The sequence below is a fragment of the Pyramidobacter porci genome, from assembly GCF_009695745.1.
Taxonomy (GTDB): domain Bacteria; phylum Synergistota; class Synergistia; order Synergistales; family Dethiosulfovibrionaceae; genus Pyramidobacter; species Pyramidobacter porci.
Genome location: NZ_VUNH01000001.1, coordinates 371,568 through 394,907, shown reverse-complemented (window position 1 = coordinate 394,907; position 23,340 = coordinate 371,568). Strand labels below are relative to the sequence as shown.

Here is a 23,340-nt window from a genome sequence, read left to right as displayed (position 1 = left end):
ACCATGGAAATGGTTCCGATGGAACGGAAGGACATGGCAGGAAAAATCTTTACCGTTCTTGGGCTAATCAAGCCCGAAGAATTAGGGAAAACCATTGCTCATGAACACCTTGTGGCCGATTTTCGATGCGCGTGGATGGAGTTGCCGTACGCAACAGACAGGGCGAAAGCTCTCGAACCTTTCTCTCTCAAAAACAGTGACTGGATCCGCAAGCACCGTTTCAATGTACTTGACAATCTGCTGTTGATGGACGAAGACGAGGCTGTTGAGGAAGCGATGCTCTTCAAGGCCCGCGGCGGAGACAGCATGTTTGAACTCTCCAATAAGAGCATGGCGCGCGACCCATTGGCGCTCCAGCGCATTTCACGCCGCACAGGCCTGCATATTGTCATGGGCGGAGGCTACTACGTCGTGAAATCCCACGCGCCGTCATTCAAGAACAGGGACGTGGACAGTCTGACGGAGGAATTCATCAACGAGGTGCGTTACGGTGCCGACGGGACGGGCATTCGCCCCGGCATCCTTGGCGAGCTGGGCTGCACATGGCCCCTCCACCCAGACGAACGCAAAGTGCTCGTCGCTGCCGCGAGGACACAGAAAGCCACGGGCATCCCGATTAACGTCCATCCCGGCTGGTCCGCCAAGTCCGTGATGGATATCCTTGAGATCCTTTCCGACAACGGCGCGGATTTGACGCATGTAGCAATGAGCCACACGGACAGGACTCTACTGACGCATGAGGAGCGCGTCGAGACCCTTAAGAGCGGCTGTTATCTTGTGTACGACTCGATTGGTCGCGAAGGGTACTTCGATCAGAACACGATTATCGACATTCCGAACGACAACTACCGCGCTAACCACATCATAAAGCTGATCGAGGAGGGCTACGGGGATAAAATTATGCTATCCGCTGACGTCTGCACAAAGGATCAGCGCGTCAAATACGGTGGCCACGGTTACGTCCATATTCTGTCGTACTTCGAGCCCCTTCTGCTCAAGAAAGGCATTTCCCGTGAAATTGTCGACAAACTGCTGATCCACAATCCCGCCCGCTCGGCAACGTACTTTTAACCCGAGGCTGTCCTAATGACCACCCTGGCCCCCTGCGACGCTTCACGCGGCGAATTGAAAGGCAAAGTTGTCACTGTGCTTGGCCCTGTTAAGCCAGAGACCCTTGGCATTTGCCTCGCACATGAGCATCTTGTGATTGATTTTCGCATCATCTTTTCTGAGCTCCTATACGCGACAGGCCGTTCTCTGGCTATGATGAAGACGGAGGACGTCAATTACGATTGGGAACTGAAACACCGTTTTAATATGCAGGACAACCTCCTGCTGATAGACGAGGATGAGGCTGTCAAAGAGGCGCTCCTGTTCAAAGACGAGGGCGGAAAAACGATCTTCGACGTCTCCAACAGAAATTTCGCTCGCGATCCACTGGCGTTGCAGAGGATATCCCGACGCACGGGTTTGAACATCGTGATGGGCGGAGGATATTTCATGGTATCTGCCCACAGCGATACCCTGAAAAAAGCAGCTGTTGAGGAGACGGCGAACGACTTTATCAACGAAATTCGCGATGGCGTCAACAGCGCTGGCGTCAGACCGGGTATTCTTGGCGAAATCTGCTGTGGTTGGCCGCTGCATGAAAGCGAGCGCAAAGTTCTCATTGCCGCAGCAATAACTCAGAAAGTCACGGGCATTCCAATCAACGTCCATCCTGGGAAAAACGATCGCGCGCCGCTTGAAATTATCAATATTCTTGCTTTAAACGGGGCCGAACCCTCCCATGTAACAATAAGTCACACGGAGCGAACGCTGATGACGCACGAATCGCGTGTCGAACTTCTGAAAACCGGTTGCTTTATGCTCTACGATTCCATAGGGCGAGAGGGATATTTTGACCTTGACGGGACGGTCGACATAACGAATGACAACGGTCGCGCGAACGACATCATTCGCTTGCTGGACGCCGGTTTTGAAGATCAAATACTGCTTTCGTCTGACATCTGCACGAAAGAGATGCGCGTTAAGTACGGAGGGCATGGTTACGCCCACATTCTTCGGTACTTCCTTCCAATGCTCCGAAAGAAGGGCGTTCCTGAAAAGATCGTTGAAAAGCTGACAGTCCACAATCCCGCCCGCTCGGCAACGTACTTTTAAGGACGCTGTGCAGCCCGCCTAGAACTGCCTGCTTCACCGGCCTGAAGCGTCTCTGTCTGAGGCGCGAGGTCAATCCTACTGGAAACGAGGCGATCATTCGTATGATAACGAACAATTACAAAGACGCCGTTACATGCGCCGTCCAGTTCACGCCGGCATGGCTTTCGCCCGTTGAGAATGGGAGGAGAATGGCGGAATATGTCGAACGTGCTGCGGATGAGGGGCACGCGCAGCTTGTCGTCTTCCCCGAATTGTCCAGCGCTGGCTATATCCTCAAGGAACGCGACAGCGTTTTCGGCACAAAGTATTACCAGGCTGCGGAGTACATTCCTGGCGGGCCGGTGACGCAGGCTCTCTGCAAACAGGCGAAAAAGAGCCGCGCGTATGTGGTGGTCGGAATTTCTGAAAAGCATCCTGTCATTCCAGGCGTCCTGTACAACTCCGCAGCGCTGATCAGCCCGATAGGCGAGGTGATGGGCATCCACCGCAAGGTGCACATGCCGGGATACGAGCGTTTCTACTTCTGCGCCGGTTCCGAGATGAACGTCTTCAAAACGGAGCTTGGCAACATTGGGATGTCCATCTGCTATGACAACCAGTTCCCCGAGCTGGTGCGCACGCTTGCCCTTAAAGGCATGGAGATTCACTGCATGTTGTGGAACATGCCGGATTTCTCGAACTTCCCTGAGCACCTGTACCACATCACGGCGGTCCGCGCGCTTGAAAACCGCATGTACACGATTTCCTGCAACAGACCGCGTCCTGCCGACGGCGATGGCGATATCACGTTCATCGGCGCGAGCTGCATTTCGGATCCTGTGGGCACGATCATCGCGAAGGCGGGGCAGGACGAAGAGCTGATTTACGCGGCGCTCTCCTCGGAAAAGTTCGCGGCGGATCGCTTCTTCCAACCAGTGTTTAAGGATCGTCGGCCTGAACTCTACTCGCGTGTGACGGAGAAACTGTAGGGAAGCGCGGAGAAAGGTGGCGTTTCCTTTATTCCGCAAACGCCGCTTTCTTCCCTTGAATGAACTCGACGCGTGAAAGGGGAGGAGATCGCTTGTTTGGTTCGTATTTCGCCCAGCAGACCTTAAACGGTCTTGCGATTGGCGTCATTTACGGCTTGATAGCGCTTGGCTTCAGCATGGTCTATCAGGCCATTAACGGGCTGAATTTCTGTCACGCCATGTCGGTTACAATTGGCGCCATGCTGTCGTACATGCTGATTGTGCAGTTGGGACTGCCTGTCTGGCTGTCATTCTTCATCATCGTGACGGCGCTGTTTGTCTACGGCTGGCTCGTGAATTTCTGTTTCTTCCGGTTCTTTACCAAGGGCTCGAAGATCGTTTTCATGCTTGTCTCGATCTCGCTGTCCGGTGTGCTCCAGCAGATTTCTCTGATCATATGGGGGCCTGAGGCCAGGGCACTTCCAAACATTTTTGGAACGGGCAAACTGACTATCGGTTTGGCCGTCGTTCCGATGTCGAACTTCATTCTGCTTGGCATTAGCATTGCGATGCTTATTCTGCTCATGCTGTTCTTCAATCGCACGCGCTTTGGCCTCGCGATGCGCATCGCGGCCGAGAATCCTGTCAACGCTTCGCTGATGGGCGTGAACGTGTCGCGCACGTATGCAGCCACGTTCTCAATCAGCGCGGCCCTCGGTGGCGTCGCTGGCTTCCTCGTCGCACCGCTGTACGGCGTCACGATCAGCCTCGGCCAAAACCTCGCTCTGAAGGTGTTCGTCGCGGCTGTCGTCGGCGGCGTCGGCTATCTGCCGGGTGCTGTTGGCGCGGGGCTCCTCGTGGGTGTTCTTGAGTCACTCACGTCTGCGTACATTTCGTCAGGTTGGAGAGACGTTATCGTCTTCGCGGCGGGCATTCTCGTTCTTGCGTTCCGGCCCATAGGCATCTTCAGGAAGGCGGTGACGAAGCACTAATGGTGAACCTCAACAAAAACAGGATCTTCTCTGTTTTGCCGGCGATCCTTGCTCTGATGATCGCCGTCCTGATCTCATCAAACAAGTACTTCGTCTTTCTGGCGACGCTCTCGACAATCAACGCGATCGCCATCCTTGGAATCGTGATCATCTCCGGCCTCGCCGGCCAGCTGAACCTCGGCCAGTCGGCTTTCGTCGGCCTCGGCGCCTACACGGGCGCTATCATGGCGCTCCGTTGGGGGCTTCCGTTCTGGGCTGCGATTCCCGTCACACTGTTTGTGGCAGGGCTGTGGGGTGCCCTGATGGGCGTTCCCGCCCTGCGCCTTAAAGGCGGCCCATATCTTGCTCTCGTCACGCAGACGTTTGGCGAGATGGTTTACCTGATCATCATGAACATTGAGAAGTTCACAGGTGGCCCTTTCGGCCTTCTGGGCATCTCGTATCCGAAGATTTTCGGTTATGAGATCAAGGGCGGAGTTCCGTACATGTACTTGAGCATTTTCTTCCTTATTGTCTGCTACTGGATCTGCCAGAAGGTTTCCAAATCCTCTGTGGGACTCGTGTTGAACGGCATTCGCGAATCGGAAGACGCGGAGCAGTCGCTGGGGATCAACACAATCCGCTACAAGATCACGGCGTTCGTACTCTCGGCGATGCTCGGCGGCATTTCAGGCCTCCTTTACGCGCCTTTTGTCGGCTATATCAGCCCCGACCAGTTCCGTTGGAACTCGTCTCTGCTGCTGGTGTCCGGCGCAATCATCGGCGGCATGAAATCGTTCGGCGGTGCCATTGTCGGCGCTATGGTGATTACATGTCTGCCGGAGGCGCTTCGCCTTTCCGATCAGTACCGCATGATCCTATACGGCCTACTGGTCATCTTCTGTCTCGCCCTTCTTCCCGACGGCATCGCGTCGCTCTACGGAAAGAGTCTCAAGGAAATTGGGGCCATGCTCCGCAAGAGATGCCGCGAGCTCGCTAGGGAAAGCAAGTAGCCAGATTGGAAGGAGGCTGTTTGAACAATGCTTGAGGTTAAAGGACTGACGAAAAAATTCGGTGGGCTGACGGCCCTGAACGACGTGAACATGAGCGTCGCCGATGGGGCCATTCATGGCCTGATTGGGCCAAACGGGTCGGGAAAGACGACGCTGATCAACGTGATCAGCGGATTCTGCGCTCCGACGTCCGGCTCGATCACGATGGCGGGGCGGGAGATCAGCAGTCTCACGCCCTACGCAATCTCGCGCCTTGGAATGGTTCGAACGTTTCAGAACATTAACATTTTCCCTGAGATGACAGTACTTCAGAACTCGCTAATGGGGAACTTCATGCACGAACAGCCTAATCTTGGCTCCGTCATTGTCGGGAGCAAAGGCTACCGCGCCCAAGTGAAGCGCAGCATGGAGCTTGCTGAAGAGATGCTGAACTTTGTCGGCCTCGCCGAGGTACGCAACAAGCAGGCCGGCACGATGCCCTACGGCCGCCAGCGCAAGCTTGAGATCGCCCGCGCGCTGATGACACGGCCGAAGTTGCTCGTGCTGGACGAGCCTGTGGCCGGCATGAACGAGCAGGAGAGCGACGCTGTGGCCGATCTGCTGCTGAAGCTTCAGGCGAAGCGCAACATCACGATCATCCTGATTGAGCACGACATGCGCTTTGTGATGAAGCTGTGTTCGTTGATCACCGTTCTCAGCGCGGGCAAGGTGATCGCCGCAGGCATATCAACTGAGATTCAGAACAACGCCGAGGTCATCAGCGTCTATCTGGGAACGGGGAGGAAGAAACATGCTCGTAATTGAGAATCTTAACGTCTTCTATGGCATGATCCACGCTCTGAAGGACGTTTCGTTCGACCTCTCTGCGCCCGGCATCTACGCGATTATCGGCGCGAACGGCGCGGGCAAAAGTACCCTGCTTAAGACGATCATGGGCGTCGTGAAGCCGAAGACAGGCTCAATCAAGTTCTATGGCAAGGAGCTCGTCGGTAAGAAAGCCTTTGAGGTCGTGCGCGAGGGCGTTGTGTTGTGTCCTGAGGGACGCGGCATCTTCAAGAACGTCACAGTGCTTGACAACCTGAAGGCCGGCGCCATCACGGCCGACAAAAGCCATCTGCAAATGAACATTGACAAGTCGTTTGACCTGTTTCCGAGGCTGAAGGAGCGCGCGACGCAGATCGCCGGAACGCTGTCCGGCGGCGAGCTTCAAATGCTCGCCATTGCGCGCAGCCTGATGGCCGAGCCCAGACTGCTTCTCCTCGATGAGCCGTCCATGGGGCTCGCGCCGAACCTTGTCGATCTTGTGTTCAACACGATTGAGTTCATCTTCAACGAGCGCAGGATTCCTGTGATCGTTGTCGAGCAGAACGCCGAGGCGTCGCTTGAGATCGCGCACAAGGCTTTAGTCCTAGAAGTTGGTTCCGTCACGCTGTCTGGCGACAGTCAGGATCTTTTGAACAGCGACGAGGTCAGAAAGAAGTATCTGGGCGTCTAAATTGTGAGATCTGTTGAGAGAAGGAGGGATCGCTGGCACAGCTGGAACAGAGCATCTGCGCATAAAAACTCGCGGATTGAAACACAGGGGCTCTTCGTCGGTGTTTCTATAGAGTGCAGCTGGAGGTGTGCAGACAATGAAAAAGTTCCTTTGTGTTTTTCTTGGCTTGGCATTGATGGCAAGCTCGGTTTTCGCTGAAGATGTGGTAAAGCTCGGTGCAATCGGGCCTCTAACTGGCGAAAGCTCCATCGCAGGCATTGATGAGCGCGACTCGAAACTGATGGCCATTGATGAGATCAACGCGGTCGGCGGTCTTCTTGGCAAAAAGGTGGTCATGTACTCCGAGGACGACGCTTCCCAGCCCTCTCAGGCTGCGGCTGTGGCGATGAAGATGATCTCCCAGAACAACGTTGTGGCAATTATCGGCGCGCATAACAGTTCCTGCACGCTTGCCATTATGCAGATCATCGACAGGGCCGGTATCCCGATCATCCCGCCGAGCTCCACTTCCCCGAAGGTTTGCAACAGCGGCAACAAATGGGTCGTCCGCCCCACGCCGCCCGACACGGTGCAGACAGCCGCTCTTGTGCAGTACGCAAAGGAGCTTGGCTACAAGAAGATTGGCATGATTTACGTGAACGACGACTTCGGTAAGGGCGGCTACGGCGCCGTTCTTGATGCGATGAAGGCTCAGGGCATGGAGCTTGCTGGCGCAGAGTCATTCCAAGGTGACGACAAGGACATGCACGCCCAGCTGACGAAGCTGGAGGCACTGGGCGTTGACGCGTTGCTAATCTGGTGCCAGTTCGTTCCCGCCAGCTTGATCATGCGTCAGGCACGCGAGATGGGCTGGAACGTCCAGTTCTTCGGCGGCACAGGTCCGATGCACAACAGAACGTTTGAGCTGGCCGGAGGAGCCTACGACGGCATGATTCACACAGTTCCGTTTATCCCGAACAACCCTCTGCCGAACATTCAGAAGTACGTAGGCGACTTCCAGAAGCGTTACGGCCGCATCCCATCCCAGCCGGGCGCGAGAGCGTATGACGCGATCAACCTGTACTTCGACGCCGTGAAGCGCGCCGGCACGACCGATCCTGACAAGGTGATTGTCACGCTGCGCTCCACGAAGGACTTTCCTGGCCTGCAGGGACCGATCGCGATCAACAAGGGCACCGGCGAGTATGAAGGCGGCGTCCCGCTGGTCAAGGCGAACTACGAGAACAAGAACTGGGATTTCATCAAGAACTTCGTTCCGCAGATGCAGTCCAAGTAAGGCGCGCGGTTAATTCGACACAGCTTTTGAGCGCCGGGAAGCCTTTTGTTTTTCCCGGCGCTCCATTAGATTGAAAAAACACAGCGGTTCACATGATTGAACAAATGCATTTGCAGCAGAAATTTTTTGAGTATGCGCAAATAAGCAGACAAAAGGCTATGTCCGAACTCACACTTTCCACACTCAAATGCACTATGAGAGCTTGAAAACACAGAGATGAACTACAAATAAAAGGCGTTGGCCGTCCTGAGTGGTATATTTGATCTGCCACGAAAAAATTCCACCACAGGAGGCAAACGCCATGACTATGGTACCATAAAATGACGAATACACAATCGAACGCAACAGTGCTCTGAAAAAATTTCTTTCATGCTTCCGCGTTAGCAAAATGCTCCTTCGTTGCAGAGCCTCCAAGGAGAAAGGTATCAGCGTCATACAATTTCGTAACTGCCTTGTTCAGCCTGGTTTTTCAGCATGGCAACATACACTTGCAGATGCACAGCGGCAAGTTTATCGGGGGCTTCGCCACGAATCAGGTAAGGAACTTGTCATTGGCGAAGTTCTACAGAAGCAGGAACAACTGTATTCGCGACCTCGAGGTAAAACCACTCACTGCCTCGCCAGAATCTTGACGTGCTCGTTAGGTGTTCGGGAATTCAGGTCGTAGCTGGTCCGGCTTCTTTTGCACTGATCTCCAAATAAGGCGTGCGCTGCCGCGCGAGCGACGCTTGAAACGCGCGGTGGCATTTTTGTAAACCAAAAACCACCGGCAGTGCCAGTGGTTCCAAAAGGCTTTAGCTATGGAGAGAAAAGACTCCTCCTTTGGTAAATTACAAGCGGTCTGTCAGCCGACAATCGAACCCAAAGGAGGATCAAGTTCTGATGAAACTCGACGTCAGGAGTTGAGCACACACGAAGTGGAGTGTAAGGGAGCCACTGATTAAATCACCGTTTGCTCAAGCAAGATAGTATAATAAAGTCGTACTAATCCCCCGTCAAAGGAGAATAGAAGATGTCCCAACTCAGTTTCGGTGATATGGAATACGCAATTTGGAGCAGACGTGACAAGGCCGGTTTGATCATGCACGGAGGCAGCGTCGTCGACGCAACGCTCATCAGCGCTCCGAGTTCAACGAAGAACCAAAACGGCGAACGAGATCCTGCAAATGCATTCGACGAAAAAAGGCGGCCAGTGGTATTTTGGCATGAAAGTCCATGCCGGCGTCGACGCCGGAAGCGGGTATGTCCATACCATCATCGGGACCTCCGCCAACGTTCATGATGTGACGCAGCCCCATGCACTGATACGGGAGGATGATGGGGTCGTCTCCGGAGATTCAGGCTATCTTGGCGTAGAGAAACGCCAAGAGATCAGAGAAGACGAGCGCCTCTCGAAAGTTGATTTTCGTATCAACCGGCGTCCCGGCAGCATCAAGACATTAGGCGTAGGCAGATCATATGATAGATCCCGGGAAAGTCGTAAATTATCGACACGCAGTAAAGTCGAACACCTCTTTCAGATCGTGAAGAGATACTTTGGCTGCCGCAAGACATCGTATCGAGGCATAGCGAAAAACATGAACAAATTCTTCGTTCTGTTTGGCTGTGCCAATCTTGTCATGTGCCTTCGAGCTGGACGAACGGAAGAGTTGTCCGCCTGTGGGGCATACCCCATAACCGTCTCCGTTTAACGGAGACAGGGCCTTCCCACGGCAGTTTGGGGGCATTTTTCGCCTACAGAACGGGCACTTCATTTGACTATCAAGACCTTTGTTTGATAGTCAAATTGGTGTTTTCGTTTGGGCGAAATAATCAGCGGTTCCTAAGTATTACGTGGTATTTGCGCCGAAGTATCGCCGGCAATCATCTACGGGAAGATCAAACAAGACATCGGTTTGATGCTGAGAAAACTGTGCGCGTACAAAGAAATTGAAATATTGGAGGCGGAAGCATGCAAAGATCACGTCCACATGTTGCTGAGCATCCCGCCCAAATACAGCATATCGCAGGTGATGGGTTACCCGAAAGGTAAAAGCAGCCTGATGATTTACGAGAAGTACGCGAATCTGAAGTACAAATATGGCAATCGACATTTCTGGTGCCGCGGATATTACGTAAGCACGGTAGGACGCAACAAGACTGCAATAGAGAGCTCCATCAGGAACCAATTGCAGGAAGATCATGCCGAGGAACAGCTGACGATAAAAGAGTACGTTGACCCGTTTACGGGTAAGCCGGCACAGGAAGGCAAGTAGAGAGCCCCTTTAGGGGCAGCCCGTGAGAGTTGCGCGGCTGACAGACTTTTTGACGAGCCTATAGGCTCGGCCGGGAAGATGCCCCAAGGGGGCTTGTGCAAACCACCGGTACGGCCGGTGGTTATGATTGAATGAATGCGGGGCCTGAATACTGAGGCGTTTTATCTTCCGCTGGATATGGAGTTGATAAACTTATGTTAAGACACATGATTGAATCAAAAGCCGCCGGCATGACATCCGCTCAGAAAAAAATAGCGGAGTATGTGTTGGATCATTTTCAGCAGGCTGGTTTTCAGGCAGCTTCCCAGCTCGCCGAGGCAATTGGCGTCAGCGAGGCGAGCGTTGTCCGAATGTCCCAGTATCTTGGTTTTTCAAGTTATGCTGAGTTCAAACAGGAGGCATACCAGGAATTTATTTCATCCCTCTCAGCGTCAAAACGGATGAGTGATATTGCGGAAGGCGGGCGGCTTCTGCAGGAAGATAACGCCAATCCGTATGCTCAAGTTTTGCAACGCGATATTGACGCGATTCAGTCGGCTCAGAAAAATGTTTCCTACCATGATATAGGCCGCCTCGCCAGCGAAATTGACAAAGCGAGCTGTGTCTACGTCGCCGCTATCAGGGGGTCCGGAATTTCAGCGAGGCATCTGGCATATCATCTTTCATGGATTCTACCATGCGTTAGAATGCTTGATGTAAGTTCTGCCTGCGAAACGCTTGTGAACGCCCCGAAAGATTCGCTGCTGATCGTTGTCGATTTCCCGCGTTATGTTAACTGGTCGATTTCTGTCCTGCGAACCGCCCATCAAATTGGGATCAAAACAGCCTGCATTACAGACAGTCACAGTAGTCCTTATGAACCTTACTCTAATCTTACTCTGACCGTCCCGTACAGGACTGTTGCGTTTGTGGATTCATGCGCGTGCGTGATCAGTGTGATGAACTGCATTATTCTCGCGGTATCGAAAAGAAATCAGTCTGTTGTCACAAATCGCTTAAAACAGCTTGAGTACCTCTGGCAGCAGGAAAATGTTTACGCTGGGGAAGGGCGCATCTGGTTGTCAACATTATCTCGCGGATAGTTTTTGTCAAAACATTGTTCGTATTGCGCTCGCATTTCATGCTTAAATTTTTCACGCTGACCTGGATGCCGATTGTAATACTCAAATTCCTGCACGAGTTCCGCTTCACTTTGACGCTGCATTTTGTTACCACCTTTAGATGCCTGTGATGGAGCGGGAAGCAACTTTAGTGTATGAATGATAAATTTGGGCTTGAGCCGGCGGTCGCGGGTGTAATGGGCGAAAGAAAAGAGACGAGGGAGGTTCCACAATGGAACAACTTTATATCGACAGAATGAATTCCGCCGGGCAGGGGATCGGCCGGGCCGCCGACGGACGGACCGTGTTCGTGGATGGGGCGCTGCCGGGGGAGACGGCGGTCATCGCCGTGCGGCAGGAAAAGAAAAGCTACATTCAGGCGCGCGTCGACCGCGTCGTGGAAGCAAGCCCAGAGCGCCGCGAGCCGCCCTGCCGATGGTACCGCAGCTGCGGCGGCTGCCAGCTCCAGCACGCCGAATATACGCTGCAGTGCCAGATCAAAGCGATGCTGGCCGCCGACGCGCTGCGCCGCATCGGCGGCTTCGATATCGACGGCGGGATCCCCTGCGTGCCGTCCCGCAGCGAATGGCGCTACCGCAACAAAGCGTCCTTTCCCGTGCGCGCCCGCGGCCGCGCCGGCGACGTCGGCTTTTTCAAACGCGGCTCGCACGAGATCGTTCCCGTCGACCGCTGCCCCGTTGTCTGCGACCGCGCCAACAAACTGTACGCTGTTATCAAGAACATGATCAACTACGGCCGCTTCTGCTGCTACGACGAAAAAAGCAACAGCGGCTGGCTGCGGCACGTCGTCATCCGCAGCGCCCGCGACGGCGAAGAACTCCTGCTGATCCTCGTCGGCGCCGCCCGTCCCGAAGGCGGCGCGCTCGAGTCGCTCGAACGGCTCTACGACCATCTCAAAGAGCGCTTTCCGGAACTGCGCGGGCTTGTCGTCAACGTCAATCCCGACGAGGGCAACGTCATCATCGGCGCGGAGTCCGTGCTCGTCAAAGGCGAAGACCGCCTGACGGAGCGGCTGGGAAACTTCAGACTGGATTACGACGGCACGTCGTTCTTCCAGGCGAACTCGGAGCAGGCGGAACAGCTCTTTGCGTATGCCGCCAGCCTGGTGGAAGGGCAGAACCTGCTCGAACTCTACTGCGGCGTCGGCGCGCTGACGGCGTTTCTGTCTCGGAAAGCGAAGACCGTCAGGGCGGTCGAAGTATGGCCCTCTGCCGCCGCGCTGGCGCGGGAAAACGGCGAGTTCAACCGGATCGAAGGGCTGACCGTGCTTCAAGGAGCGGCGGAAAACGTCGTCGTTCCCGCCGATCTCGAAGGCATCGACTGCGTCGTCGTCGATCCGCCCCGCGCCGGCTGCGACAAAGGCCTGATCGAGACCATCGCCGCCAGCCGCGTGCCGCACGTCCTCTACATCTCCTGCAACCCCGCCACCCTCGCCCGCGACGCCGCCCTCCTGCGCGACGCCGGCTACGCCCTCGACACGGACAGCCTCAAAGTCTTCGACATGTTCCCGCAGACATGCCACATGGAGACCGTGGCGTTGCTATCGTGGGAGACCGCTTGTCTGTAACGCGCTCTCCTAAATTGCCTCTTTGGGCAGCAATTAGAGCTGTCGGGCTCCGTTGGACTGGCAATGATGGAACTTCGTTGTTCAATGGGCTAGATAAAAGTATTGCCGGAGGTGCGGTATAAGCATGACGAACGACCAAAGGGAAAAAACAGTCGAACGCTGGTTTGCTATGTGGCTCCGAAAGGACGACTCCGGGATCGACGCGGTATTCGAGGAAGACGCCCTCTACATCGAGAGCTGGGGGCCTCGGTATGAAGGCCTCGAAAAGATTGGAAAATGGTTCCGCGAGTGGAACACGCGCGGGCGCGTCCTGCGCTGGGATATCAAGCGATATTTTCACAGCGGCGCCACAACGGTCGTCGAATGGGACTTCAAGGATGAAATGAGCGGCGGCAAGGTCGAAGAATTTGAGGGAATGTCTCTCATCGAGTGGTCGCCGGGGAACAAAATCGCTTTTTTGAAGGAGTTCGGCTGCAACAAGAACCGGTACGATCCTTATCGAAACGGAGAAAGGCCAGTTTTTACCGAGGAAGAGGCGAAGTGGTTTTGACTGGCCGCACGTCCTGAACGCAATGGGGACGAGCATATGATTGACGGGAACGAGAAAACGCAAAATCGGGTTCTGTTCTGCACGTGTACGGACGTGAAATGTCCGAACCATCCTAACAACCACAATAGAGGGGGCGAGCCGTGTATCGCCAAGAATCTTGCGCTGAGCGAGATCCCGACCTGCTTCTTTAAGAAAATTGCCCCGGAATACAGGGGACCGGGGTACTTTATGAAGGATTTTGCTGCGTTGGTCATGCGTAAGAACGAGACCGGAAATGAACGCCAAGAGCCTAAAAATGGTTGGAAATGAACGATGAAACAAATCAATGTATACGGGGATCGATAGCAAGAGCGGGACTTTCAGCCGATCCGGCGAAAGTCCCGCTCTTATAGTATTTCTTAATTAAAAGGCCGAACGAAAGGGGGCTGCGAGGGAGATTCACAAAGCGAGCTGCGCAGACTGCGTAGCAGTCGATATAGTTCTGAACGACTGAACTCTCTCGCAGCGCCCTGTAAACTATGTCAGTTTTTTTATCAAGAAATAGTATAAATCGTTCACGGCTGTGTGGACTCGCTGAAATGCTGCCGCATCTGGAGAGGAGACCGCCACCCCAACGCTGCCATCGGGATGTTGTTGGACCTGCGAAGGTAGCGCTTCGTCTGGGTCTGCAGGTCAAGATAAGAGTAAAAGCTCATGAAGTTATAGAAACGCTCCTGGTCGTTACAGTGACTCCTCTCGACCTTTCCGTTATGCCTGGGTGTACGGGGACGGATCCGCTTGTGCTCGACGCCCGGCTTATGACAGAGGACATCCAGCGGATGAATACGGTCCGTCTTCTTAAAGTGGTTAAAGTGGCAGAACTCGGCGCCATTGTCCGTCTGGAGAACCTGAGGCCCGTACTTGAAGTAAGCAATGGCACGCTTGAGGAAATCGCAGCTAGAGTAGCTGCTCTGTTCCATGTAAGGGTAAATGAAGCGCTCTCGGGAAGCCTCGTCGATGACGGTGTACTGGTAGAACTTCTGAGGAATTCGCCCGTGATAGAGAGCGGCATTTTCTTTGAACTGTTATGGGTGACTTTATCGCTAAACAACGATAAAAAACAGCGTAGCGTTGACGTAATGTTGAGAACTGTGTTATTATTACTTTTATAATGTATTTTTGCTTCCAAGGTTGCCGTGCCGCCGAAAGAGCGAGTACGGCGCTTGATGCAGCCGTACTCGCTCTTTCGGCGGCGTCTTTTCATTCTTTGACGGAGAGGTCGTGGCGATGAAACAGCTTATGGATAAGCAAAAATCTTCCTGCGTCGTCATGAAACAGAATCAGGCCGAACAGCCGCTCGTCAGCGTCATTGTCCCCGTGTACAATGTGGAAGGATACCTCGAAGACATGCTGCGAAGCGTTCTGCGTCAGTCGTTGACGCCGCTGGAAGTGATCTGCGTCAACGACGGCTCCACCGACGCTTCGCTGGACGTGCTGATGCGCTGGGCCGCCGAGGATCCGCGCATTTCGGTGCTGTCGCAGGGAAACGCCGGCCTGTCGGCGGCGCGCAACCGCGGGCTCGACGCCGCCCGCGCTCCGTACGTCTTCTTCATGGACGGCGACGACGTTCTCAAGCCCGAGGCGCTGCGGGCGCTGTATGAGCGCATGGAGGACGGCCGGCTCGACATCCTTTATTTCAACGCGGAGTGTTTTGCCGACGAACCTGCCTATGAAGCCGAGGTCGAGCGCACGCGCGGATACTACCGCCGCGTCCGCGAGTACCCGGCCGTCGTCGTCGGCGAAGAGCTGCTTGGCGCGATGCGCGCCAACGGCGACTACGTGCCCGTCGTGTGGATGCAGATGATCAGGCGGGATTTCCTGCGGAGCGGCGGCATTCGCTTTTACGAGGGTATCGTCCACGAGGACGAGCTCTTTTCCTTTATGGCGATGTTGGAAGCGAAGCGCGCCGCTCACCTGCCGCAGATCCTTTATCTGCACCGTATCCGCAAAAATTCCATCATGACCAGCCCGGTGAAATTTGCCGACGTCTGGTCTTGCTTTGTCGTCTGGGAAGAAATGCTCAAGCTGCTTTCGCAACGGGCTCTTGCGGAAAGCGCCGCCAAAGCCGCGCGCAATATCGTCGCGTCGATTCAGCGTACCGGCGCCAAACGATTCTCGACGCTGTCGCCGCAGGAACGGGCACCGGTTGAGCAATTGCTGATAGAGGAACGCTTGCGTTTCAGGCTTTTTCTCGCCAACAAGGCGCTGCCTCCGGGGGCGGTGAAGGTCTCCGTGATCATTTCTGTCCGCGGCGAAGAAAACGGGCTGCGCCGGACTCTCGACAGCGTACTCAGCCAATCGCTGGTTGAATGTGAGATTATCTGCGCCGAGGGCGGCGCTTCGTCGTCGGCCCTGCGAGAATGTGTCGAACACTGCGAGCGTCTCAGGATCGTGACGCCGAAGAATCTGTCGGCGGGAGCCGCTCGTGACGCGGGCGTCGATGCGGCCGCGGGCGAGTACGCGATCTTTCTCGACGCCGGCGACAGACTGCTTCCCGACAGTCTGCGGCGGCTGTACGATACGGCTGTGAAAAACAAGTTGGATTTTGTCAAAGGGGCCGTGCGTCTGAAGGACGCGCGCAGCGGCGAAACAGAGCTGCCGGCGTTGTGGAACCACCGCGACTGCCCGAAACTGTGGACGGTCACTGCCTTCGCCGAAGCGCCGCGCGAGCTGCTCGAGATGGGCGCCTCCGTTTACGGGCTGTACCGAACCGAGTTCATGCGCCAAAGCGGCCTCGCGTTTTCGCCGCTGCCGGACGGCGGCGAACGCAGCTTCTCCGTGAGTTGTCTGACTGCGGCGCAGCGCCTGATGATCACCGACATTCCCGTTGCCGAGCGCTGTGCCGCCGAAGCGGAATCGCCGTCCTTCGAACAGCGGATTGTTTCGTATGCTTCGGTCCGCGAGGCGGCGGCCACGCTGCCGCAGGCAACGGCGCGACTGGTTTGCCGGCGGGAACTCAATTGCTTTTTTGAAGAATATTTCCGTCGGCTGGAACGGGGAAAAAACGTTTACGCCCTTCACGAACGCATCAAAGAGTTTGTCTGGAGCTTCGACGCAGACGACGTCGGCGAGGATTTCATCGCGGCGTTTGCGTACAAGGATTATTTTTGGACGCTGAAAAATCTGTGCCTGCCGCCGCGCTTTGAGGAACGGCGCGGCAGCGCTGCGGAGGAGCGCCCCGCTGTCACGGTCGTCATGCCCGTTTACAACGCGCAGAGGTATCTGTGCGAAGCGGTGGAAAGCGTGCTGAGACAGTCGCTGACTTCGTTCGAGCTGCTGTGCGTCGACGACGGTTCGACGGACGACACGCCCGATATCCTGCGCGAATACGCTGCGCGCGACGGACGGATCGCCGTGATGACGCAGGAACGCGCCGGCGCCGGCGTGGCGCGCAACCTGGCGCTGGACGCGGCGCGGGGCGAATATGTGACGTTCCTTGACGCCGACGACGCGCTCAACGCCGATTATCTGCTGAAGATGACCGACCAGGCCCGCGCCGCGCAGGCGGACGTCGTCGTCGGCCGAACGCTTCGCTGGCAGGGCGGCGCGGCCGCCACGGGCGAGCCGCATTCGCTGCGCTTGGAACTGTTGCCGCGCGACCTGTCCGTGTTTTGCCGGCGCGACGTGCCGCAGTATATTTTCAATTTTTGCGGCGGAGGTCCGGGCGGCAAAATGTTCCGCCGCGATTTTCTCGACGCGCGGCAGCTGCGCTTTCCGGCGCTGCCGAGAGCCGAGGATGTCGTCTTTATCAATACGGCGCTGTGCGAAGCCTCGCGGATTGCCGTGTGCGACGCGCCCGGGTACCGGCGCCGCGTCAACAATCCGCGCAGCCTCGAACACACCAAGGACGAATCGCCGCTGGCCTTTTGGGAGGCGACGAAACTGTGGAAGCGAAATCTGGTCGCGGCGGGATGCTGGCCGCAGGTGAAACAGAGCTTCGTCAACAGCACGCTGGATCGCTGCGCTTACAATCTGCGCATGGTCGGCACGCTTGCCAGCGTGTTCAGGATCCTGCGCGAGGTAAAACCGCAGGCCGATGAAATGATGGAGCTTGACCGGCGCGATCGCGGCTATTTTTACAATCCTTCGAATCTGGGTTACGTGACGCGCCTGCTGCAGTACGAAAATGAAAGCGAGTATCTGTTCGCGCTCTGCCGCCGTTTGGACGAGCTTGAACTCCAGCTTCGGAACGTGAACGCGCGCTGCGCGAAGCTTGAAAAAGACCGGAGTCTCGCTGTGCAGGAAGCGTCGCGGCGTCAGGCAGCCGATCGTGAGTTGAAGGCGGTTCGAAACCAGTTGCGGACGAAAGAAAAAGTGATGCATGATCTCCAGCGCAGCGTGTCCTTCCGCCTTTGGCGCGTCCTCACCTGGGCGCCCCGCAAAGCGCGCGGCGGCGTTCGTTGCTGGCGCGAGCACGGATTTGCGTACACCCTGCGCCGGGCGCTGAAGCATTTGGGACTGAAAAAATAATCGCCCGTCTGCGGAGGGAGAGCGTTTGGCGGGGAAGCGGAACGACGTCATGAAGTTTTTTTGCCGGCGCGGGCGTGACCGCCCTTTATGCGTGGCGTGCCTCCTGCGCTCCTGTTTGTGAAAAAAGGGATTTCCGAAACAATGACCCTCACGGGGCCGAATTTTCGGAAATCCCTTTTTGTTTGACGCGGATTTTCAATGAACGCCGCGAATCTGGCTATTCGCCGCGGCGCTTATTTTTGATCCCGGTAGGGCAGAATGTCGGTGCGGTAAAATCCCCACAGGCGTTCCATCGCCTTTTTGGGGGTGAAGAAGTTCTCTTCGAGGATATGCGCCCAGGCTTTGTCGCTGACGCCGTCGACGTATTCCGTAAAATCGGGATCGTTTTTTGTCTGCGCGAGTTTCAGCGTTTCCGTTCTGAAAATCTTCCAGTCTTTCAGATCGCCGTTGGCGTTGTAGCCGGTTTTGCCGCAGCAGCTCATCGAGTCGCCTCCTTTGCGAAGAAAAACAGCGAGGGCGCGGAAAGCGCTCTCGCTGCGAGGGACGGGAAAGGACTACTTGGCGGCCCTGGCGGTCAGGTACTCGTCGATCGCCTTGGCGGCCGTTTTGCCGGCGCCCATGGCGAGGATGACGGTGGCCGCGCCGGTGACGATGTCGCCGCCGGCGTAGACGCCTTCGATGGAGGTGGCGCCGCCGGTTTCTTCGTTGGCCTCGATGTAGCCGCGCTTGTTCGTCTTCAGCTCGGGCCAGGCGTTCAGCAGGACCTTGTTGGAGCTCTGTCCGATGGCCTCGATGACGGTGTCGATCGCGAGCGTGAACTCGCTGCCTTCGATCGGCCTGGGGCTTCTGCGGCCGGAAGCGTCGGGTTCGCCCAGCTCCATGCGCTGGCACTTGACGCCGACCAGCTTGCCCATCTCGTTCTTGTCGTCGCCGCTGTAGGCGATATACTCCGTCGGCGCGGTCAGGAACTCGAACTTGACGCCCTCTTCGACGGCGTGGTGATACTCTTCGATACGGGCGGGCAGCTCGTCCACGGAACGGCGGTAGAGCACGGTGACGCTTTCGGCGCCAAGGCGCAGGGCCGAGCGGGCGGCGTCCATGGCGACGTTGCCGCCGCCGATGACGGCCACGTGTTTGGAGCTCTTGGCGGGCGTGTCGTAGGCGGGGAACTCGTAGCCGTGCATCAGGTTGATGCGGGTCAGGTATTCGCTGGCGGAGAAGACGCCGTTCAGGTTGGTGCCGGGCGTGCCGGCGAACTTGGGCGTACCGGCGCCGGTGGCGATGTAGACGGCGTCGAAGTTCTTCTGGATTTCTGCGACGGTGACGGTGCGGCTGGCGACGACGTTGACTTCGACGTCGACGCCGAGCGCCCGGATGTTGTCGATCTCGTGCTGCACGATCGCCTTGGGCAGACGGAACTCGGGGATGCCGTACATCAGAACGCCGCCGGGCAGGTGCAGGGCCTCGAAAATGGTGACCTTGTAGCCCAGCTTGGCCAGATCGCCGGCCACGGTGAGGCTGGAGGGACCGGAACCGATGACGGCCACTTTGCCCTTGCCGTTATAGGGAACGGGGGCGGGCTTGACGGCCGGCTGCGCCGCTTTCCAGTCGGCGGCGAAGCGCTCCAGCTTGCCGATGGCGACGGGCTCGTTGTTCATGCCCGTGGCGCGGTCCTTCATGCGCCCCACGGTGCAGACGCCCTCGCACTGTTTTTCCTGGGGGCAGACGCGGCCGCAGACGGCGGGCAGGGCGGTGGACTGGCTGAGGATGTCGAACGATTTCTCGAAATCGCCGTCCTTGATCGCGGCGATGAAATCGGGAATATGGATGGCGACGGGGCAGCCCTTGATACAGGGGGCGTTTTTGCAGTGCAGGCAACGGGCGGCTTCCTGCATCGCTTCTTCGGGGGTGTAGCCGAGGCAGACTTCTTTGAAGTTATGGGCGCGGACTTTGGGATCCTGCTCGGAAATAGGGGTCTTTTTCGGAGAAATGGCCATGTTATTCACCAACCTCGCTTTTGTACTTGTCGAGAGAGATCTTCTCTTCATCCTTGTACTGGCGCAGACGGGTCATGAACTCGTTCCAGTTTACGCCCCAGCCGTCGAACTCGGGACCGTCGACGCAGGCGAAACGGATCTTGTCGTTGACGGTGACGCGGCAGCAGCCGCACATGCCCGTGCCGTCGATCATGATGGGATTGAGCGAGACCCAGCAGGGGATCTGCAGTTCCTTCGCCTTCAGCGAGGCGAACTTCATCATGATGGAAGGCCCGATGGCCCAGCAGTAGTCGATCTTTTCGCCGCGCTGAGCGAGCATGTCCATGGCCGTGGTGACGACGCCCTTGACGCCGTACGAGCCGTCGTCGGTGGTGACGATCAGTTCGTCGGAGTATTTGGCGCACTCGTCCATCATGATGACGAGGTCCTTGGTGCGTCCGCCGAGGATGGTGATGACTTTGTTGCCGGCTTCCTTGAGAGCCTTGATGATGGGGAACAGCGCCGCGATGCCGACGCCGCCGCCGATCATGAGAACCGTGCCGTACTTCTTGACCTCGCTGGGAGTCCCCAGAGGCCCGAGAATGTCGTGGATGCAGTCGCCTTCGTTGAGCTTGCCAAGCGCCGTGGTGGTTTTGCCGACGGTCTGGAAGATCATGCGGATGCGGCCGCCTTCGCGGTCATACTCGGCGACGGTCAGAGGAATGCGTTCCCCCGTCTCGTCCACACGCAGGACGCAGAACTGTCCGGCGTGTCCGTTGCGAGCGATCTGCGGCGCGTCGATCCAGATGTCGAATTCGTTGGCCGCAAAAGCGCTCTTGGAAAGAATCTTGAACATGTAATGTCCCCCTATCGATATAAATATTCAAGATGGCTTCAGGAATTTCCCTATAGCTGAAACAGGCCGGAATGTGTAAAATAAATGTACGTCCTCCGTGTCAGACCTGAAACAGTTATTCCCTTGTGAAAGATTATACAACGGCAGTTACGTTTTACAAGCGGGGCGAAAGCGAAATACAATTCCTCATTATGCTAAAAAACACAGCAAAAGATCAGAAGTGTCGCGTTTTGTGAGAAAAAAGAGACATCTTTTTAACGTCTCGATGGCGGCGAAGCGGTACCATACATTCAAGAGGGAGGAAGGACAGAGTCATGCTGAAAATTCGTCTTACCGAGGCACGGAAGGTCGGAAACGATCTGCCGGACGTCGGGATCGCGCTCGAGACCGCATGGAAAACGCTCCTTGACGGTGCCCGCCAGGAGAAAAACGGTTACGGCTGGATGAACCTGCCCGAGCGGGATATTGCCGCGCTGAAGGCAATGGCGCGCGAGCTGGCGCGATTCGAGCAGATCGTGCTGATCGGCATCGGCGGCTCGGCGCTGGGCACGCAGATGCTGATGAACGCTTTTTGCGATCCGCTCTATCCGTTTTCCGGAAAAAGCGGTCAGCCGCAGCTTTTTGTCGCCGACAACGCCGACGCCCGCAGCAACGAGGCGATCTGGGCGCAGCTCGAGCCGCGGCGCGCGGCGCTGCTGGTCGTCAGCAAGTCCGGCCGTACGCTGGAGACGCTGAGCAACTTCCTGTTTTTCAGGGAGAAGCTGTCGGCGGCACTTGGCGCGGACGTCGAGAAGCATATTTTTGCCGTGACGGACCCGGCGAAAGGATTCCTTCACGCCTATGCGGCCGAGAAAAAAACGCGCCGTCTCGACTTCCCCGCGGACACGGGCGGGCGCTATTCGGTGCTTTCCGCCTGCGGGCTGGCGGCCGCCGGCGCGCTGGGCATCGACGCGGAACGGCTGCTGGCCGGCGCGGCGGCGATGAAGAAAGCGCTGTTGGGAGACACGGCCGGCAGCGCGGCGACGGCGATCGCCCGGGAAGTGCTGCGCGGCGAAGCGGCCGGCCGCAACGTGACGGTGTTCTGGTCCTACGGCGACCGGCTCAAGTCGGTGAGCGAGTGGTTCGCGCAGCTCTGGGGCGAAAGCCTCGGCAAGAACGGCCTTGGCCTGACGCCGCAGGCGGCGCTGGGCTCCGTCGACCAGCACTCGCAGTTGCAGCTTTACACCTCGGGCCCCGACGACAAGTTCTTTTTCTTCCTCAGCGAGAAGCCCGGCGCGAAATTGCGCCTGGCGATCCCGGCGGAGAAGCTTTTCGACGAGGCTCGCTATCTCGACGGCACGCCGCAGGAGCGCGTCTTGGACTGCGAACGCCGCGGCGTCGTCGCTTCTTTGAAGCGCCGCGGCCTGCCGCTGTGCGAGATCGAGCTGGAGCGGGCGGACGAGTTCTGCCTGGGCGGCCTGATCTTCCTGCTCGAAACGGTGACGGCACTGGTCGGCCTGGCGCTCGGCGTCGATCCCTTCGACCAGCCGGGTGTGGAAGAAGGAAAGAATTACGCTCTGGCGCTGTGCGGCAGCGCAGATTACGCCACGTACCTGAAAACGCTCGAAGACATCGAAGCCGACGCGAAGAGCGCGGTCTTTTCGATAGAATGATATCATTGTATTTTCAAGAAAGACGGGCCGTCGCGAAATTTTTTCGCAACGGCCCGTCTTTTATGAAAAAATCTCAGAGATCGGACTGCCGCTCCGAATCCGAAACGGGACGGTCCGACTCGTACACGCCCGCGTAGAGCCGCGGCGTCGCCGTCCAGTGGTCGGCGGGGGCGTGGTGCTCCAGCGCGTGGAGGACGCTCTGCTTGAGGTCCGGGAAACGCGGCTTGAGCTCGGCGATCAGCGACTTGGTGCGCGAGCGTTCGGTGTCGGCGCCGTACTTGCAGCAGTGCTGGAAGGTGGCGACGCCGAGACGGTGCAGCTCGTTTCGGATCTGAAACTCGCTGAGATAGATCATGGGGCGGATCAGCCACATCTCGGCGCGGTCGTGCCAGAGTTTGGGCTGGAAGCTGCGGAAGCGCCCGTTGCGCAGCAGGTTCATCAGCCCCGTTTCGACGACGTCGTCGAGATTGTGCCCGAGCGCCAGCTTGTTGCAGCCTGCCTTTTGGGCGGCGGCGTTGAGGATGCCGCGGCGCAGGTTGGCGCAGAGGCTGCATGGGGATTCTTCCCGCTTGACGTCGATGATGTGCTCGATGGCGTAAGGGATCACATGCAGGGGCACCTGCAGCGAATCGCAGAGAGTCTGGAGCGGCGCGGGGTTCCACTGACCGTTGGTCATGTCGACGCTGAAAGCCTGCAAGTCGTATTTGACCGGGCTGTAGGTCCTGATGAACTTGAGGATGTGGAGCAGCAGCAGACTGTCCTTGCCTCCGGAAACGCCGACGGCGATGCGGTCGCCGGGCGTGATCATGTCGTAGCGGTAAATGGCCCTTCCCGTCAGGCGGCGGATTTTCGCGCTGATCCGCAGCGGTCCGGGGCGCTCTTTTCCTTTGATTTCGTCCATGGAAACCTTCCTCCCTTGTGCAGGCCAGAAAATTCTAGCATATATTTTTTGATTTTTCCCGTCGGAGTTGATATGTGTGTTAAAATTG

Annotated in this window: 19 protein-coding genes and 2 pseudogenes; 16 read left to right on the top strand and 5 right to left on the bottom strand. The window is 56.9% G+C overall.

The genetic code is table 11. The annotated features are described in order from the left end of the window. Positions 1 to 3 precede the first annotated feature (3 nt). The 14 genes and pseudogenes from FYJ74_RS01815 to FYJ74_RS11985 all read left to right on the top strand — a co-directional run bounded on the left by FYJ74_RS01815 (position 4) and on the right by FYJ74_RS11985 (position 13,667). Positions 4 to 1,071 carry a phosphotriesterase family protein gene (locus FYJ74_RS01815; protein ID WP_154527904.1) on the top strand — a complete coding sequence of 356 codons (1,068 nt, stop codon included), beginning with the start codon at positions 4 to 6 and terminating at the stop codon, positions 1,069 to 1,071. A gap of 15 nt (positions 1,072 to 1,086) precedes the next feature. Beyond that, the gene (locus FYJ74_RS01810) at positions 1,087 to 2,163 is read left to right on the top strand and encodes a phosphotriesterase family protein (protein ID WP_154527903.1); all 1,077 of its coding nucleotides are present in this window, start codon (positions 1,087 to 1,089) and stop codon (positions 2,161 to 2,163) included. Between the two features lie 101 nt (positions 2,164 to 2,264). Continuing rightward, entirely contained in the window at positions 2,265 to 3,131 is an 867-nt protein-coding gene (locus FYJ74_RS01805) for a carbon-nitrogen hydrolase family protein (RefSeq protein ID WP_154527902.1), read from the top strand. 92 nt (positions 3,132 to 3,223) lie between these two features. Beyond that, positions 3,224 to 4,102 (top strand): branched-chain amino acid ABC transporter permease, encoded by an 879-nt coding sequence (locus FYJ74_RS01800; protein WP_195838764.1) that lies wholly within the window; start codon positions 3,224 to 3,226, stop codon positions 4,100 to 4,102. A 2-nt stretch (positions 4,103 to 4,104) separates the two neighbouring features. Continuing rightward, a complete protein-coding gene (locus FYJ74_RS01795) occupies positions 4,105 to 5,094 on the top strand; it encodes a branched-chain amino acid ABC transporter permease (protein WP_195838763.1) in 990 nt (329 codons plus the stop codon). Between the two features lie 27 nt (positions 5,095 to 5,121). Then, on the top strand, positions 5,122 to 5,898 hold the full coding sequence (locus FYJ74_RS01790; RefSeq protein ID WP_154527899.1) for an ABC transporter ATP-binding protein: 777 nt from the start codon (positions 5,122 to 5,124) through the stop codon (positions 5,896 to 5,898). After that, positions 5,885 to 6,589 carry an ABC transporter ATP-binding protein gene (locus tag FYJ74_RS01785; RefSeq protein WP_154527898.1) on the top strand — a complete coding sequence of 235 codons (705 nt, stop codon included), beginning with the start codon at positions 5,885 to 5,887 and terminating at the stop codon, positions 6,587 to 6,589. Before FYJ74_RS01790 ends, FYJ74_RS01785 begins: the two co-directional genes overlap by 14 nt. 136 nt (positions 6,590 to 6,725) lie before the next feature. Then, positions 6,726 to 7,865: an ABC transporter substrate-binding protein gene (locus tag FYJ74_RS01780; RefSeq protein ID WP_154527897.1), complete on the top strand. Its 1,140-nt coding sequence runs from the start codon at positions 6,726 to 6,728 to the stop codon at positions 7,863 to 7,865. Positions 7,866 to 9,031: 1,166 nt separating this feature from the next. After that, entirely contained in the window at positions 9,032 to 9,556 is a 525-nt protein-coding gene (locus FYJ74_RS01775) for a transposase (RefSeq protein WP_154527896.1), read from the top strand. A gap of 142 nt (positions 9,557 to 9,698) precedes the next feature. Continuing rightward, positions 9,699 to 10,120, top strand: a pseudogene (tnpA, locus tag FYJ74_RS01770) (IS200/IS605 family transposase). 194 nt (positions 10,121 to 10,314) lie between these two features. Then, complete coding sequence (locus FYJ74_RS01765; RefSeq protein WP_154527895.1) at positions 10,315 to 11,202, top strand: MurR/RpiR family transcriptional regulator; 888 nt, start codon at positions 10,315 to 10,317, stop codon at positions 11,200 to 11,202. 250 nt (positions 11,203 to 11,452) lie between these two features. After that, positions 11,453 to 12,808, top strand: coding sequence for a 23S rRNA (uracil(1939)-C(5))-methyltransferase RlmD (gene rlmD / locus FYJ74_RS01760; RefSeq protein ID WP_229769281.1), 1,356 nt, complete (start codon positions 11,453 to 11,455; stop codon positions 12,806 to 12,808). 124 nt (positions 12,809 to 12,932) lie between these two features. Next, complete coding sequence (locus tag FYJ74_RS01755; RefSeq protein ID WP_154527894.1) at positions 12,933 to 13,358, top strand: nuclear transport factor 2 family protein; 426 nt, start codon at positions 12,933 to 12,935, stop codon at positions 13,356 to 13,358. Positions 13,359 to 13,394: 36 nt separating this feature from the next. Beyond that, positions 13,395 to 13,667, top strand: a complete 273-nt coding sequence (locus FYJ74_RS11985) for a DUF6485 family protein (RefSeq protein WP_407692113.1) — start codon at positions 13,395 to 13,397, stop codon at positions 13,665 to 13,667. Positions 13,668 to 13,912: 245 nt separating this feature from the next. Here the strand turns inward: FYJ74_RS11985 and FYJ74_RS01750 are convergent. After that, a pseudogene (locus FYJ74_RS01750) lies at positions 13,913 to 14,398 on the bottom strand (DDE-type integrase/transposase/recombinase); the annotation flags it as partial. A 226-nt stretch (positions 14,399 to 14,624) separates the two neighbouring features. Here FYJ74_RS01750 and FYJ74_RS01745 point away from each other — a divergent pair. Next, the gene (locus FYJ74_RS01745; protein WP_154527893.1) at positions 14,625 to 17,867 is read left to right on the top strand and encodes a glycosyltransferase; all 3,243 of its coding nucleotides are present in this window, start codon (positions 14,625 to 14,627) and stop codon (positions 17,865 to 17,867) included. Between the two features lie 233 nt (positions 17,868 to 18,100). Here FYJ74_RS01745 and FYJ74_RS01740 read toward each other — a convergent pair whose 3' ends face one another. The 3 genes from FYJ74_RS01740 to FYJ74_RS01730 form a co-directional block, all read right to left on the bottom strand. Then, complete coding sequence (locus FYJ74_RS01740; RefSeq protein WP_154527892.1) at positions 18,101 to 18,349, bottom strand: DUF255 domain-containing protein; 249 nt, start codon at positions 18,347 to 18,349, stop codon at positions 18,101 to 18,103. 72 nt (positions 18,350 to 18,421) lie between these two features. Beyond that, the gene (gene gltA / locus FYJ74_RS01735) at positions 18,422 to 19,864 is read right to left on the bottom strand and encodes an NADPH-dependent glutamate synthase (RefSeq protein ID WP_154527891.1); all 1,443 of its coding nucleotides are present in this window, start codon (positions 19,862 to 19,864) and stop codon (positions 18,422 to 18,424) included. Position 19,865: 1 nt separating this feature from the next. Continuing rightward, a complete protein-coding gene (locus FYJ74_RS01730) occupies positions 19,866 to 20,699 on the bottom strand; it encodes a sulfide/dihydroorotate dehydrogenase-like FAD/NAD-binding protein (RefSeq protein ID WP_154527890.1) in 834 nt (277 codons plus the stop codon). Positions 20,700 to 21,013: 314 nt separating this feature from the next. Between FYJ74_RS01730 and FYJ74_RS01725 the strand changes: the two genes are divergently transcribed. Further along, a complete protein-coding gene (locus FYJ74_RS01725; protein WP_154527889.1) occupies positions 21,014 to 22,351 on the top strand; it encodes a glucose-6-phosphate isomerase in 1,338 nt (445 codons plus the stop codon). 73 nt (positions 22,352 to 22,424) lie between these two features. On the opposite strand, the gene FYJ74_RS01720 is transcribed toward FYJ74_RS01725, so the two are convergent. Next, positions 22,425 to 23,252 (bottom strand): tRNA 2-thiocytidine biosynthesis TtcA family protein, encoded by an 828-nt coding sequence (locus FYJ74_RS01720; RefSeq protein WP_154527888.1) that lies wholly within the window; start codon positions 23,250 to 23,252, stop codon positions 22,425 to 22,427. Positions 23,253 to 23,340: the final 88 nt, after the last annotated feature.

What these genes read in the sequence shown, in the direction of transcription:
- FYJ74_RS01815 (WP_154527904.1), top strand. Translation starts at nt 4, where the DNA reads ATGGAAATGGTTCCGATGGAACGGAAGGACATGGCAGGAAAAATCTTT.
- FYJ74_RS01810 (WP_154527903.1), top strand. Translation starts at nt 1,087, where the DNA reads ATGACCACCCTGGCCCCCTGCGACGCTTCACGCGGCGAATTGAAAGGC.
- FYJ74_RS01805 (WP_154527902.1), top strand. Translation starts at nt 2,265, where the DNA reads ATGATAACGAACAATTACAAAGACGCCGTTACATGCGCCGTCCAGTTC.
- FYJ74_RS01790 (WP_154527899.1), top strand. Translation starts at nt 5,122, where the DNA reads ATGCTTGAGGTTAAAGGACTGACGAAAAAATTCGGTGGGCTGACGGCC.
- FYJ74_RS01785 (WP_154527898.1), top strand. Translation starts at nt 5,885, where the DNA reads ATGCTCGTAATTGAGAATCTTAACGTCTTCTATGGCATGATCCACGCT.
- FYJ74_RS01780 (WP_154527897.1), top strand. Translation starts at nt 6,726, where the DNA reads ATGAAAAAGTTCCTTTGTGTTTTTCTTGGCTTGGCATTGATGGCAAGC.
- FYJ74_RS01775 (WP_154527896.1), top strand. Translation starts at nt 9,032, where the DNA reads ATGCATTCGACGAAAAAAGGCGGCCAGTGGTATTTTGGCATGAAAGTC.
- FYJ74_RS01765 (WP_154527895.1), top strand. Translation starts at nt 10,315, where the DNA reads ATGTTAAGACACATGATTGAATCAAAAGCCGCCGGCATGACATCCGCT.
- rlmD (WP_229769281.1), top strand. Translation starts at nt 11,453, where the DNA reads ATGGAACAACTTTATATCGACAGAATGAATTCCGCCGGGCAGGGGATC.
- FYJ74_RS01755 (WP_154527894.1), top strand. Translation starts at nt 12,933, where the DNA reads ATGACGAACGACCAAAGGGAAAAAACAGTCGAACGCTGGTTTGCTATG.
- FYJ74_RS11985 (WP_407692113.1), top strand. Translation starts at nt 13,395, where the DNA reads ATGATTGACGGGAACGAGAAAACGCAAAATCGGGTTCTGTTCTGCACG.
- FYJ74_RS01745 (WP_154527893.1), top strand. Translation starts at nt 14,625, where the DNA reads ATGAAACAGCTTATGGATAAGCAAAAATCTTCCTGCGTCGTCATGAAA.
- FYJ74_RS01740 (WP_154527892.1), bottom strand. Translation starts at nt 18,349, where the DNA reads ATGAGCTGCTGCGGCAAAACCGGCTACAACGCCAACGGCGATCTGAAA.
- gltA (WP_154527891.1), bottom strand. Translation starts at nt 19,864, where the DNA reads ATGGCCATTTCTCCGAAAAAGACCCCTATTTCCGAGCAGGATCCCAAA.
- FYJ74_RS01730 (WP_154527890.1), bottom strand. Translation starts at nt 20,699, where the DNA reads ATGTTCAAGATTCTTTCCAAGAGCGCTTTTGCGGCCAACGAATTCGAC.
- FYJ74_RS01725 (WP_154527889.1), top strand. Translation starts at nt 21,014, where the DNA reads ATGCTGAAAATTCGTCTTACCGAGGCACGGAAGGTCGGAAACGATCTG.
- FYJ74_RS01720 (WP_154527888.1), bottom strand. Translation starts at nt 23,252, where the DNA reads ATGGACGAAATCAAAGGAAAAGAGCGCCCCGGACCGCTGCGGATCAGC.